The sequence below is a fragment of the Desulfuromonas svalbardensis genome (genome assembly GCF_055389415.1).
Genome location: NZ_AP042416.1, coordinates 216409 through 229913, shown reverse-complemented (window position 1 = coordinate 229913; position 13505 = coordinate 216409). Strand labels below are relative to the sequence as shown.

Below are 13505 nucleotides of genomic sequence, written 5' to 3'. Positions count from 1 at the left end.
AAGGCATTAAACTGCTAGGAGTCGATGATTGTGACCATTCACATTGATGATTTAACCAAAATATATAACACCGAAAGCGATTTTCCCGTGACGGCTGTGGACCATGTCAGCCTGACCATTGAACAGGGGGAATTTGTCGCCATCATGGGGCCGTCGGGTTCAGGTAAAACCACCTTGCTGAACATGCTTGGCGGTATCGATTTTCCTACCTCGGGGCGGGTACGCATTGGTGAGCAAGATCTCGCCCAACTCAGCACCCGTGAATTGATCCGCTTTCGGCGTGACCACATCGGCTTTATCTTTCAAGATTTTAGCTTGTTGCCGGTATTGACAGCCAAAGAAAATGTCGAATTCGTGCTGCAATTGCAGGGTGAAAAACACGCTGAATGTGAGCAACGAGCTGTCGCTCTCCTTAGCGAAATGGGCCTTGGTGATCGCTTGAATTCTGTGCCAAGTAAACTCTCAGGTGGTCAGCAGCAACGGGTGGCCGTTGCCCGCGCTCTAGCATCGCGACCCCGTTTTGTTTTGGCCGACGAACCGACAGCAAACCTCGATGCCGTCACTACCCGTGGTTTGTTGGATATTATGCAGCAACTCAATGAGGAGGAGGGGACCACCTTTATCTTCTCCACTCATGATCCGCGCGTTATTGAGCGCGCCAAACGGGTGATTGTTTTTGAAGATGGCAAGGTGAAAGGGGATCAGTAACGTGAGCGTGCGTGTTGTCCTTTTAGCCATCATCCTATTAACTGCCGTTGTGACTGGCGCGCTGGCGCAACCTCCTGGCGTTGCTGCGGAAAAAAAATGGTCCGTTGCGGGCTACGTGAAGCTTCTGGCTTTGGCGGGGCACGTTGAATCAGCGGAGAATTCGGCCAACTTTTTAGTCCATCAACGTTTCAATGTCGAATATCGGCCCAGTTCACATCTGCGTTTCGCTGCTGCACTGCGCAACCGATTATATACTGGAGATACTCTTAGCAGTGATGGCTTCGCACAACAGGTTAGCAGCGATAGCGGTGTTGTTGACCTCACCACCAATTTGTTAGAGCGGGGTGATCTGCTGGCAACCAGCACCATTGATCGACTCTATGTCGATTGGCAGTCGAATGAATATCGAGTGCGCTTGGGAAGACACCGTATCAACTGGGGTATGGCGACACGCTGGAACCCCAACGATCTATTTAATAGCTACTCGGTCTATGACCTTGATTATGAAGAGCGTGCTGGCAGTGATGCGCTGTTGATGAGCCGTAATCTTGGTTTTGCTTCGCGATTGGAGCTGGTGTGGGCGGTGCGTGATCCGCTATCGAACGGCAATGAACACAGTGTTGCTGGCCGTTATTTGTTTAATGTTAATCCGTATGATCTGCAACTTATTGTGGGTGATATTGAAGATGATTACGTGGTCGGTTGCGGTTTTGCTGGCAGTGTCGCGGGGGCGGGATTGCGTGGTGAAATGAGTTGTTTTATCCCGCAGCGTGATGGTGGTGAGGATACTCATTCAGCCGTTGTGGCGACCATAGAGAGCGATTATAGCTGGAAGGGACGGCACAGTGTCCTGACTTCTGTATCGTTGCTCTACTTAAGCGATCCTGCCGATGAGTTGGTGACAAATGCTCTTTACTTGCAACCGAGTTCGGCACGTGATTTAAGCTTTAGTCGTTGGACCGCTTCCGTCGATCTGTCTTTCGATCTTACGCCGTTGAGCCGTCAGTTGGTAGGGGTTAGTTATTATGACGATGATTCATTCTATTTGGTTGCCACCAACGCCATCTCTCTGAGTGATAACTTCGAATTGCAACTGGTGCTACAACATTTTGCAGGTGCAGCCAGCAGTCGTTTTGGCCAGCAGCCGAAGACTTTTGGTTATTTACGCCTGCGCTGGAGTTTTTAGCTGAATTAGACAAAATTAAAACTGGAGGCACCGTATCATTAACACTGGAAAGACCATTAACTTATACGGTTGACTGTGGATATAATTCTGTTACGCTAAATATCTATGTACTGGTTTGTTAAAGACTTAACTGATTGTTCTTCGGTCTTTTTATTAGTTGGGACGTTGTGGCGTTTTGATGGTCTGACCGAGCTGTCGTGGCTAAGGTAAACCCTCTTTTGATGGAGGATCAAGATGTTTCGAAACACATTGTTTGCGAAATTATTTTTGCTCCTTATTGTGGCAGCGGTTCTCCTTGTCCCAAGCATCTACTACTTTACCATCCCCTTTGTTGATCAACATATCTATAGAATTGAGGAACGTTCAGTTAAGACTTCTCTTGATACGATCTACAGTCTACTCAATCGGGCCCATAAGAATCTCACTGCATGGGAACATTATTCGCTTGAAAAACACAAACAATCTTTAACTGATATTGTTGGTATCGCGTCCATGTCATTAAGTCGTATTCGTAAAAAATACGATCAAGGCGAGTTGACACTTGATGAAGCAAAGCAACAGGCTATTGAAGGGATAAGTGGTTTTCGCTACGCTAACAACAATTATCTCTATATCTGTGATTACGATGCAAACTTCATCTACCATCCCGATCCTGAATTTAATGGTGCCAATGGGGCAAATATTAAGGATATTGATGGGCAACCAATTCTGCAACCGATCATTGAACGGGCGCAGATAAGTGGTTCGAGTTATCATGATTATTGGTTGCAACGTTTGGGAGAAGAGTCACCACTTCACAAGCTCACTTATACTAGGAATTTATCTGACTGGGGCTGGGTGATCGGTTCTGACGTTTATCTAGAGGATCTTAATCGAGAAACCATCGTGCGCAAAGAGAAGCTTCTGGCCTATCTTAGTGAGTTTGTTCGTTCGGCTCCGATCGCAGAGAATGGCTATTTATATATTTTTGATGGTGATCTAAATATGATTATCCATCCAAACAGTAATATTGAAAAAACAAATTTTTCTGAACTGCGCAATCCGGTAACTGGGGAATCTGTCGGTCAAGAGTTGATGGCTGCTGCTCATAGTAATGATAATCAATTGGTTTATAAGTGGGATAAGCCCTCCGATATGGGTAACTACCATTATGATAAACTCGCTTGGGTGCGATATTTCCCACAATACGATTACTATGTTGCTTCATCGGTCTACATAGATGATTTGCAACGTAGTGGTAAAGTTTTGGCGCAACGCTTGTTACGCGTTGCTATTTTTACCATATTGGTTTTGACCGCGATGGGTGGAGCACTGATCTACAATGTTACCAGTGCTGTTAAAAAATTAGCCATGGTAGCGAATAAAGTTGTTGGTGGGGATTTGACTGAGCAGGTACTCGTTGACCGTAATGATGAGATTGGCCAACTGGGACGTAGTTTTAATCTTATGGTTGATAAACTCAAAGATCAGATTGATACCTTGGAGGCTAGAGTTGTCGAGCGTACCGCCGAGCAAAGTTTGCTGGTTGGCCAGTTGGAACAGAATAACATTGAAACAACGATGTTGAAGAATGCCAATGAGATGTTGCAGGAGTGCCGGAACGAGGAGGAGATCTATCGGTCAGTACGAATTATTATGAACAAAGCTTTCCCCAAAACGAGCGGCTCTCTTTTTAGGTTGGGACGTGAAGGGCAACAGCTTGAAATTGTTGCTGATTGGAATTGTGCGAGAGAAAATATTGGTCGTAACTATCCCATTGATGCATGTTTTGCCATGAGGCGTGGCTCCGCATATATTTTTGATGGTGGAGAGAGTACCCTTCCTTGTCCCCACTTTGATGGCGATGGCACCATGATGACTCTTTGTACTCCGATAACCGCTTATGGTGATACCTTTGGAATCCTGCATGTTCAACATGAAATTAATGAGGTAGAACAACTCGCTCGAATGGTGGCTGTCGTGGAGGATATTGTTGAATATATTGCGAATAGACTTGCAAACTTACGCTTGCGGGTTCGATTACAGCAACAATCAATTCGCGATCCTCTAACGGGTTTATTTAATCGCAGATATATGGATGAGATTCTACGTCAAGAGGAGAGCCGCGCCATTAGAAATGACAGTCAAGTTGGAATTATTATGATGGATGTTGATCATTTTAAGATTTTTAATGACAACTATGGTCATGAGGCGGGTGATGAAATATTGAGGTTACTGGGTAAAATATTACATCACCACTTTAGAGAGAGTGATGTTGTTTGTCGCTACGGTGGTGAGGAGTTTATCGTTATCATGCCCGATATCTCTTTAGACCAGTGTAAGGAAAAGGCTGAACAACTGCGTCTTGTGGTTGAGCGTAGTGCTTATATCTTCAACAATAGTGAAAAAATTAATATTACCCTGTCGGCTGGTGTGGCGCTGTTCCCGTTACACGGTGATGAGATATGTTCCGTGGTTCGCTTAGCCGATGAAGCTCTTTATCAAGCGAAACAGAATGGCCGAAATCGAATTGTGTGTTCTGAATCGATGCTTTGATGGTATCGTCCTTTCTCGTTTAAAGAGTATTTAACTCTCTTTATTTAAAAAATGACTCTTTTTGTCACTTTTTGATCTGCGTCAATTTTTTCTCGATTCATCTCTGTCATTGTCTGACGCAACAAAAACAAATTCTTTCCTACTTAATATTTTAAAAGGAGTTCAACCATGGGTATGTTCTGTTTTCAATGTCAAGAAGCGGCTAAAGGTACTGGTTGTACAGTTGTTGGCGCCTGTGGCAAGCAAGCCGATACCGCGCAACTGCAAGATCTCTTAGTTTATGTTTTACGTGGTCTTTCTGTTGTCGCCACTGAGGCTGACGCAGCAGGTAAACTTGATGATACTGTTGGTTTATTTGTCGCTCAAGGTCTGTTTGCAACCATTACCAATGCTAACTTCGATAACGCACGAATCACTGATTTGATTAAACAAACCATCACCAAGCGTGACGCGCTCAAGCTTACTATTGGTTCGAACGCGGCGGCTGATTGCGTGACATGGAATGGCGCTGAGGCCGACTTTGCTGCGAAAGCGGCTGAGGTGGGTGTTCTTTCTCAAGCCAATGAAGATGTTCGCTCCCTACGTGAACTTCTTATCTACGGCGCAAAGGGTCTCGCCGCGTATGTTGATCATGCGGCAGTGCTCGGATTCCAAAAATCTGAAATTTACGCATTTCTCGTTGAAGCACTGGCATCAACGACTCAAGATCTCAGTGTCGATGAGATGGTTGGTCTTGTCCTCAAATGTGGTGAGTTTGGTGTAGCAGGTATGGCGCTACTCGATGAAGCAAACACCACAACTTACGGCAACCCTGAACTGACAACGGTTAACATTGGTGTTAGTGACAAGCCGGGTATCCTTATCTCTGGTCATGACCTGAAAGATATGGAAGAACTTCTCAAGCAAACTGAGGGTACAGGCGTTGACGTCTATACTCACAGTGAAATGCTTCCTGCTCATTACTATCCTGCATTCAAAAAGTATGACAACTTCGTCGGTAACTACGGTAATGCATGGTGGAAGCAGGGCGAAGAGTTTACTTCATTTAACGGCCCTATCCTGATGACCACTAACTGCATTACTCCGGTGAAAGATGCGTATAAAGATCGTATCTACACCACTGGTATGGCTGGCTGGCCCGGTGTACCACACGTTGCAGAACGTGCAGAAGGTGGTAGCAAAGATTTCTCAGCAATTATTGAGCAAGCTAAATCCTGTGCAGCACCTGTTGAGATCGAAACTGGCACCATTGTTGGTGGTTTTGCTCACGCTCAGGTAATGGCTCTTGCTGATAAAGTTGTTGATGCTGTTAAGAGTGGTGCCATCAAACGTTTTGTTGTTATGGCTGGCTGCGACGGTCGCCATAAGTCACGTAACTACTTCACTGAAGTCGCTGAAGCGTTGCCACAGGATACCATTATCCTCACCGCAGGTTGTGCCAAGTACCGTTACAACAAACTTAATCTTGGTGATATCGGTGGAATCCCTCGCGTACTTGATGCGGGTCAGTGTAATGATTCTTACTCACTGGCTTATATTGCGCTTCAACTCAAAGAGGTCTTTGGTCTTGAAGATATTAACGACTTACCAATCTCTTACGATATTGCATGGTATGAGCAAAAAGCAGTTATCGTACTGTTAGCACTGCTTCATCTTGGTGTGAAAGGGATCCGCCTCGGACCCACCTTGCCAGCGTTCTTATCACCAAACGTTGCTAAAGTATTGATCGAAAACTTCAATATTAAAGCCGTTGGTGAAGTTCAAGCTGATGTTGATGCGATGATGGCTGGTAATTAATACTGAACAGAAAAAATAAAGCGATAACGTGAAACTGATAAGGGGGGCTCTGATTGTGGAGCTCCCCTTTTTTAATGTGATAACCACCGATCAAATTGATACCGGCGCTATTGACATTGCTATCACTTGCCGTGTTAAATGTCGTATCTGCTAATAAAAACAGAATGTGGCCTGAAGGATAAAAACAGCCAAATGATGACTGACAAAATAAAACTACTTTTCTTATGTACGGGTAATTCATGCCGCAGCCAAATGGCCGAAGGCTGGGCGCGCGCACTCAAAGGCGATCAAATCGAAGTCTATTCCGCTGGCATTGAAACCCACGGTTTGAATCCCAACGCGGTAAAAGTGATGGCCGAAGCAGGGGTGGATATCAGTACTCACCGCTCGCAATTGGTCACTGAGTTTCCTGATGTGGCCTTTGATTATGTTGTTACTGTGTGCGGTCATGCTCACGAAACCTGCCCCTATTTCCCTACGGGGGCCAAGGTGGTGCATGTGGGGTTTGATGATCCGCCGAAGATGGCGTCTAAATTAGAGGGTGAACAAGCGCAGTTTAATTGTTATCGCCGTGTGCGCGATGAGATCCGGGAGTTTGTTGAGACGTTGCCTGAGGCGTTAGGATAACTTTTTATTGCAACTCTAGTTGTTTAAATCTATCGGTTAATGCTGCTCCACCTTAGTTAATCTCAGGTAGGTCGGGCATTGTCCGCCGTCAAGTGACACTCCTCCCTTCTTGCTCTTGCCTGTTTCGTCCCTGTGCTTAAGCGCAGTGTTCGTCGCAGAGAGTGCCTCGGTCTATGCCCCCGCCGACAGACTCCTAACAGGCTTTTACAATATTCCTGCCCCCTCTTTTTGCTTGATAAAGAGCATTGTCGGCACGTTTAACCAGTGACTCAGGAATATCTTGATCTTGCAGTTCCGTATGGCCAATACTTACAGTTACCTGCCCAACTGTTGGAAAGTCATAGTCAGCTACCTTTTCCCTTAATCGTTCAGCTTGTTGCAGGGCGGCGTCTTTACCTGTTTGCGGCAGCAAAATGGAAAATTCTTCACCGCCCCAGCGGGCAATGAGATCCTCTTGACGGATGCCTTCCGTTAGAGCACTGACCAAGGTCTTTAAAACCAGATCTCCAACATTATGGCCATACGAATCATTGACCTTTTTAAAATTATCGACATCGAGCATCAATAGTGAAAGCGGTTCGTGATAGCGCTTTGCCCTGCCAATATTCGTGTGCAACTTATCGTTGAATGCCCTTCGGTTGTCAACGCCGGTCAACTCGTCAGTGGTTGAAAGAATTTGCAGCTGTTCTTCCGCCTTTTTGCGTTGCTCGACCTCAAAGATCAATTCATCCCTGGAAGCCATGGTCTCTTGAAGATTGTGTGCCATTTTTTTTAATGATTTTGATAGATTACCGATTTCGTCGTTTGAGTTTACGCTGTTCCTAGAATCGAAATTGCCTTCACCAATATTCCGGGCGATAGTTGCAAGCTCAACTATGGGCTTGGCTGCCAATTTGCCTAAAAGTAGGGCGGCCACCGCGGTCAGGAGGGTAAAGATAGCTCCAAGAAGAACAATGACAGATGTCGCTTCATGGGCAGATATAATCGCGTCTTCTTCTCTCTGAGAGATGACAACATGCCAAGCTTCGCCTTTATTGCCTTTAATGTGGTCTGTCGATTCCTGATGGCCGCCAAAACCAAATTGCTCTGATCCCATTGTTATTCGTATCGGAGCAAAAGACACCAGTTGATTTTCGTTGTTTTCAACAATGATTGTCGTGCCGCTCTCTTTTGTCTGTAATGGCTCAATGAGGGCCTCGTTTAGCATGGTTGATAGCGGCACGACATCAGGTTCGGATATGATTAATCCACCAGTGCGGACGATTTTTATCTTGCCGGGATTGCGTTGACCAAACTCCTGGACAGCTTCGCTCAGTGCCCCCATGATATTTACGTTGCATTTCAGTATCCCAATGATCTCGTTGCCATCCCTGATTGGAATCACCACTCCGAGCACAGTGCCCTGCACGCTGGAATCAAAGCCACGATCATCCAGAAAAATTCTTCCCTGGCCATCATCAAAGCACGCTACCCACCAATATTTGTGGCGATGAGCAAGGGTTGTCAGTTTGCCGGTCGTGGCAATCATGACCCCATAACGGTTGGTAAGGAATATTTCTCCATACTCGCCGGGCAAGATTGTTTGCTGATACTTAAGATACTCTGCAACGGGGTTGCCCATGTGGGCTTGGATAAGGGGATCTCTAATATCCGCTGTTTCTATCCATTTCTGGTTGCGGTTATCAATTTCTTGTTTTCGTTTAGCATCAGGTAATACGGAAAACATAGAATTGCTTATTAGCAAAGCATCCTTGATAATCGGAGCTGTAGAAAGAGTGGTAGCTATTGCTGCTTTTGCTTTAAGGTGAGCGTTAATATGCAGAGCGACTTCGTTAGAGATGTTTTTAATGTTGTTCAACTCTTTATCTATGACAATTTTGTGACTCAGCATGTCATAACCTAGTGAAAGCATGGTTACAATGACAACACCGAACAGGGTCATTGTTAGTGCCGCCTTATGTTGAATCTTCATGATTATCTCCAGAGGTTGTCAGTAAATATTTCATAATCGGCAGCGCTGCATGGATCATTTATAGTGTTGAGTTTTAAATGCTATACCATGGCAATAATCTGACAGGAAGCATTAATTAAGTTAACTATGATACTTCGCTACTCTTTAGTAGCCTCGGATTCAGGTCGTAAAAGCAACCGATATGCCACAGGGGACATCTTTTGCAATTTACACTGGCAAAAAAAGGGACACTTCCCGCATTAAGTTGATACTGTAGTTCGTGCCGTAAAATTCAGAGCAACCCGATAGTAAGATCTTAAGCAAGAGAATGTACGTGTGCTGAAAGCGATGGAGGTTAGTTTCTAATCCCCACAAAAATAATTAAAATACTCCTTTAACCTCTAACCGACCTCTGTGGAGAATACCATGGCACGACCTAGAGATACCTCGTTTCACCGCACCCTACCTTTAAGCAGCGACCTCGACCTTCGGCGCAGCTTTATGGTGGTTAATGAACCGCTGCTCGGCAATGTGCGTTTTGGTCGATTACTTGAGGTTCTTGATAAGGTTGCTGAAGAGACAGCGCTCAATTATGTTCGCCAGTTCTACCCTGAAGCTCGGGTTGTGACGGCAGCGATTGATGAAATCATGATCATGGGTGCTGCTGATGTTTCCCGAGATATTGTGCTGCACGCCCGCATCAATCATGTCGGTCGCACCTCGATGGAAGTTGGTATCCGCGTCGAGCACCCCGGTAAACCAGGGGTTTATATTGCCTCTTGTTTCTTTACCATGGTCGCCCGATTAGGCGTCGGTGAGCAATCAAAGAGTGTCACCCTTCCGCCTTTAGAATACCTTGATTCTTTGGAACAGAAGCACTTCGATAACGCCGTCAACTGCCGCAAGTCTTACCGTGTTGAACAAGATGCCGCCCAGGAGCCGCCAACCCGTGAGGAATATGAACTGCTCAACCGCCTCCATTGCGCGCAGGAACAGCCGGATTTCACTGGTCTACTTTCGGCTGATTTGGTTGCTGACTCTTGGGAGCGGATGTACCCAGCGAAAGAGAATGTTCCGACCACGATCTTTGGTGGTTATCTGATGAGGCGCGCTTACGAACTTTCCTCAATCTGCGCTGAATTGGTTGCTCCTAACCGGCTAGTCATTGTGGCGGTTAACCGCGTCAACTTTTTCACCCCCGTGAACCTCGATGACAAACTTCATTACACCTGTCGTGTTGTCTATACGGGCAAGACCACAGTCTGCGTTGAGGCAAATATCCGTCGCATCAGCCGAGATCGTACCAGCGAGTCTCTGTCAAACTCGTGTTTATTCACGTTCGTCAACGTCGATGAAAACCTTATCCCTCAGACGGTTCCGACCATCTATCCCACCACGTACCGTGAAGATGCTCTCTATCTACAGGCGTATCGGCGAAGTAAGAAAGTCGGACGGCATCAACATTAAAATGGGCAACAAGGTTACTGCCCGTATTGAATCGTAACGATTGTTTTGCCGCAATTTTATTAAGATAGTTACCTGCGAGGCTTGGGGATGTCTCAGTTTTGCTACCGGATCAAGATGGTGCATATCGGTTTTAATGATCCACTGAAGAATGCGGATGAATTAGAGGATGATCAAGCGCAGCTTGATTGTTATCGTCGTGTGCGCGATGAGATTCGGATGTTTGTTTGAGGCCTTGAGGTAAACTGTTCATTGCAATTTAAATTGTTTGAATCTATCGGTTAAGGGCTGCTCTACTTTAGTTGATTCCGGGTAGGGCGGGCATTGTCCGCCATCAAGTTGTGCCCTCTCTGTTCTTCACCGTAATGTAAATAAGTTCAAAATTTAGTGAGTTTCGATAAGGTTCAGTTGTTATCTGCACTAATTAGCGGGGCTTGTCTAATGGTATCATTGTCTTTTAATAATTTACTTCTTTTAACTAACTGCAGGGTGTGAGATGTTCTCCAGCATAAAGGAGAAATGTCGTGTCAATTCGTGGAAAAATTATCGCACTCGTTTTAGCTTTAGAGCTTGTCTTAATCGTTGCCTTTGGAACGCTTTTTATTAGTGAGTACTACAAAGGAAACGATGAGGTTGCAAAACGTATTGGCACAAATCTCCGCAATAACTTCATTGATCATTCTGTAACCATTGAAAATAAATACAGCACTCGCATTGAGGGGTTTGTGAAGTCATCCCCTGCAATTGTAAATGCTTTCGCAAAAAGAGATCGATCCAACCTAACCATAAATCTTGAACAACGAATTAATACCCTCATAAAGGAAGATCACCTTTTTGCATGTATTAACTTCATTCAGGACGATGGTACTGTTTTTTACCACACAAAGGATAAAAAACTGATAGGACAAAATGTTTCCCATATCCCTTTCGTCAGGGATTCCCTGAAGGGCAAAAAACCCTTAAGCGGACTTGTGCTCGCTTTAGGTGGATTGGGCTATCGATTCAGTTATCCGGTCTACCACAATGACAAGTATGTTGGCATAATTGTTTTCATCGCCGACGCAATGCACAGCCTTGAAATGCTATCCAAGAACTTTGAAATACAATGGGGGATATTGATTAATAAGGAAAATGTTCTTCAAGGTTCCGAGACGCAAATGATAGCAAGCAATGGGAAACTTCTCATTACATCATCTGGAGCCCCCTTTAATGACCAAAGTTTTCTTGAAATTATATCTCAATCTGCCCCTTTAGATATTTTACAAAGTTCAGAAACTTATCACAGCAAACTCTACACTCTACCGCTTAAAAATTATGCTGGAGTCTCTGTTGGAGAAATCATCACTGTTTTAGACATCACAAAACACTTATATGACTTCAGAGCATCTCTATGTAATGCTGGGATGATTATTTTGGCAGTTTTTTCTGTAACGATCTTTGTCCTGTTCCAAGGAATTGGTTTTTTCCTCAAAAAGATAAGAGAATCTCAGCATAAGCTGGAAGAAACAGTCGATCAACGAACAAAGCAATTACAGGAGATAAATCAAAGTCTTTCTCAGGAAATTATTCAGCATGAACTTACCCAGAAAGACCTCGAATCTCTGAGTGAAAAGGATGCCTTAACCGGTCTATATAACCGTAGAAAATTTAACGACCAATATGAAACAGAATGGAATTCTGCATTGAGAGATTCCCGCGTAATTTCATTGATCATGATTGATATCGATTGTTTTAAACCATATAACGACAAATATGGGCATTTGGCAGGGGATGAAGCTCTTAAGACCGTCGCTCAAACAATCCAAAAGAATGTAACAAGGCCTAGGGATTGTGTAGCGCGCTATGGAGGGGAGGAATTTGTATGTATCCTCCCTGAAACATCTATGGATTCAGCAATTCATGTTTCTGAAATGATAAGAAAAAGTGTTGAAGACCTTAACTATGCACACGAGTTTTCCAGTGTCGCTAACGTCATTACTGTAAGCATTGGCTTAATCAGTGCCATTCCTGGAAAGTTTCAGAGCAAAGAGGAGTTGATTGATTTAGCTGATAAGGCGTTATATCGAGCTAAAAGTGTCGGTCGAAATTGTATTAAAGCAAGTTAGTGACAATTTAAACCTAGAGGTGCCAACTTCTCTTTTTTGAGTAGGTGGATGGGGGCTGGCATCAAGTTACAACGTAGCTATTATACTGTTTAAACAAGAAAAGGCACCCTGTGTGGAGTGCCTTTTCTTGTTTGTGCCATATTTTCGTTGAACGTTATTCGCCGCGCTCTTTACGGATAGCAGCGAGAATCTCTGCACCACCTTGTTCCATTGTTAGTGTTGCCATTTGGTGGCCAATATCTTCAGCGTCATCGCGAGAACCGGTGGTAACATTTTTGATCAGGGTTTGACCGTCGAGGCTAATCATGCCACCGGTGACATCGAGTTGATTGTTGTCGGCGAGCTCAGCCATGCAAAAGGCGGGGATGCTGCATCCACCTTTAAGGGTTTTCAAGAAGGCGCGCTCGGCAAGCAGGCAGAACTCTGTTTCAGTGTGATTAATGGCATCGCGAATGATTTGACGTTTTTCAGCGTCAAGAGTGGTTGCTGACTCAATCGCTACGCTACCTTGGCCAACGGGTGGAATGAACTGATCGGTTGACAGTGTTTCAACGATCAAATCGTTGTACTCCATCCGGCTAACACCAGCGTAAGCGAGGATCATGGCATCGCATTGACCGTCATCCATTTTACCGATACGGGTTTGTAGGTTGCCACGCATCTCGATCACTTTAATGTGTGGGTAATACGCTTTGAGCAAGGCGCGGCGGCGAACAGATGAGGAGCCGACGGTCAATGGGCGGCTGGTATCAGCAAAGCGCAACTCTTTGTTGCGGCTAACCACCACATCGTTCGCTTTTTCGCGCACCGTGAAGGCGATGACCTCAAAGCCTTCGGGTAGTTCTGATTGCATATCTTTAGCGCTGTGTACGGCGATATCAATATCACCACTGCGCAGTTGGACTTCCAACTCTTCGGTAAACACCCCTTTGCTACCAATTTTAGCAATGGAAACATCGAGAACTTGATCACCGCGTGTATCGATTTGAACAATTTCAGTTTTCATCCCCGCCTTTTGTAGCAACTCTTCTACATAATAGGCTTGCCACATGGCTAGCTTGCTACGACGGGTTCCAATTTTGATTGTAGTGCTCATAATAATATCACCTTGCGAGAGATTCATAGATTGATG

Annotated in this window: 10 protein-coding genes; 8 read left to right on the top strand and 2 right to left on the bottom strand. The window is 44.9% G+C overall.

Going from position 1 to position 13505, the window contains the following annotated elements; all coding sequences use genetic code 11:
• Positions 1–30 precede the first annotated feature (30 nt).
• From ACZ5KY_RS01080 to ACZ5KY_RS01060, 5 genes are all read left to right on the top strand, one after another.
• Positions 31–708 (top strand): ABC transporter ATP-binding protein, encoded by a 678-nt coding sequence (locus tag ACZ5KY_RS01080; protein WP_464242064.1) that lies wholly within the window; start codon positions 31–33, stop codon positions 706–708.
• 1 nt (position 709) lies between these two features.
• Positions 710–1894, top strand: coding sequence for a hypothetical protein (locus ACZ5KY_RS01075; protein WP_464242063.1), 1185 nt, complete (start codon positions 710–712; stop codon positions 1892–1894).
• Between the two features lie 234 nt (positions 1895–2128).
• Positions 2129–4429: a diguanylate cyclase gene (locus ACZ5KY_RS01070; RefSeq protein ID WP_464242062.1), complete on the top strand. Its 2301-nt coding sequence runs from the start codon at positions 2129–2131 to the stop codon at positions 4427–4429.
• A gap of 174 nt (positions 4430–4603) precedes the next feature.
• A complete protein-coding gene (gene hcp / locus ACZ5KY_RS01065) occupies positions 4604–6226 on the top strand; it encodes a hydroxylamine reductase (protein ID WP_464244604.1) in 1623 nt (540 codons plus the stop codon).
• A gap of 195 nt (positions 6227–6421) precedes the next feature.
• Positions 6422–6853: an arsenate reductase ArsC gene (locus tag ACZ5KY_RS01060; protein ID WP_464244603.1), complete on the top strand. Its 432-nt coding sequence runs from the start codon at positions 6422–6424 to the stop codon at positions 6851–6853.
• A gap of 193 nt (positions 6854–7046) precedes the next feature.
• On the opposite strand, the gene ACZ5KY_RS01055 is transcribed toward ACZ5KY_RS01060, so the two are convergent.
• On the bottom strand, positions 7047–8825 hold the full coding sequence (locus tag ACZ5KY_RS01055) for a sensor domain-containing diguanylate cyclase (protein ID WP_464242061.1): 1779 nt from the start codon (positions 8823–8825) through the stop codon (positions 7047–7049).
• 405 nt (positions 8826–9230) lie between these two features.
• Between ACZ5KY_RS01055 and ACZ5KY_RS01050 the strand changes: the two genes are divergently transcribed.
• The 3 genes from ACZ5KY_RS01050 (at position 9231) to ACZ5KY_RS01040 (ending at position 12373) form a co-directional block, all read left to right on the top strand.
• The gene (locus ACZ5KY_RS01050; RefSeq protein WP_464242060.1) at positions 9231–10271 is read left to right on the top strand and encodes an acyl-CoA thioesterase; all 1041 of its coding nucleotides are present in this window, start codon (positions 9231–9233) and stop codon (positions 10269–10271) included.
• Between the two features lie 87 nt (positions 10272–10358).
• Positions 10359–10499: a hypothetical protein gene (locus ACZ5KY_RS01045; protein ID WP_464242059.1), complete on the top strand. Its 141-nt coding sequence runs from the start codon at positions 10359–10361 to the stop codon at positions 10497–10499.
• Between the two features lie 293 nt (positions 10500–10792).
• Positions 10793–12373 carry a sensor domain-containing diguanylate cyclase gene (locus ACZ5KY_RS01040; protein ID WP_464242058.1) on the top strand — a complete coding sequence of 527 codons (1581 nt, stop codon included), beginning with the start codon at positions 10793–10795 and terminating at the stop codon, positions 12371–12373.
• 154 nt (positions 12374–12527) lie between these two features.
• On the opposite strand, the gene hemC is transcribed toward ACZ5KY_RS01040, so the two are convergent.
• The gene (hemC, locus tag ACZ5KY_RS01035; protein WP_464242057.1) at positions 12528–13469 is read right to left on the bottom strand and encodes a hydroxymethylbilane synthase; all 942 of its coding nucleotides are present in this window, start codon (positions 13467–13469) and stop codon (positions 12528–12530) included.
• Positions 13470–13505 lie beyond the last annotated feature (36 nt).

Bases quoted from the DNA above. Each gene is read 5' to 3' on its own strand.
- ACZ5KY_RS01070 (WP_464242062.1), top strand. From the start codon at position 2,129: ATGTTTCGAAACACATTGTTTGCGAAATTATTTTTGCTCCTTATTGTG.
- hcp (WP_464244604.1), top strand. From the start codon at position 4,604: ATGTTCTGTTTTCAATGTCAAGAAGCGGCTAAAGGTACTGGTTGTACA.
- ACZ5KY_RS01060 (WP_464244603.1), top strand. From the start codon at position 6,422: ATGACTGACAAAATAAAACTACTTTTCTTATGTACGGGTAATTCATGC.
- ACZ5KY_RS01055 (WP_464242061.1), bottom strand. From the start codon at position 8,825: ATGAAGATTCAACATAAGGCGGCACTAACAATGACCCTGTTCGGTGTT.
- ACZ5KY_RS01050 (WP_464242060.1), top strand. From the start codon at position 9,231: ATGGCACGACCTAGAGATACCTCGTTTCACCGCACCCTACCTTTAAGC.
- ACZ5KY_RS01045 (WP_464242059.1), top strand. From the start codon at position 10,359: ATGTCTCAGTTTTGCTACCGGATCAAGATGGTGCATATCGGTTTTAAT.
- hemC (WP_464242057.1), bottom strand. From the start codon at position 13,469: ATGAGCACTACAATCAAAATTGGAACCCGTCGTAGCAAGCTAGCCATG.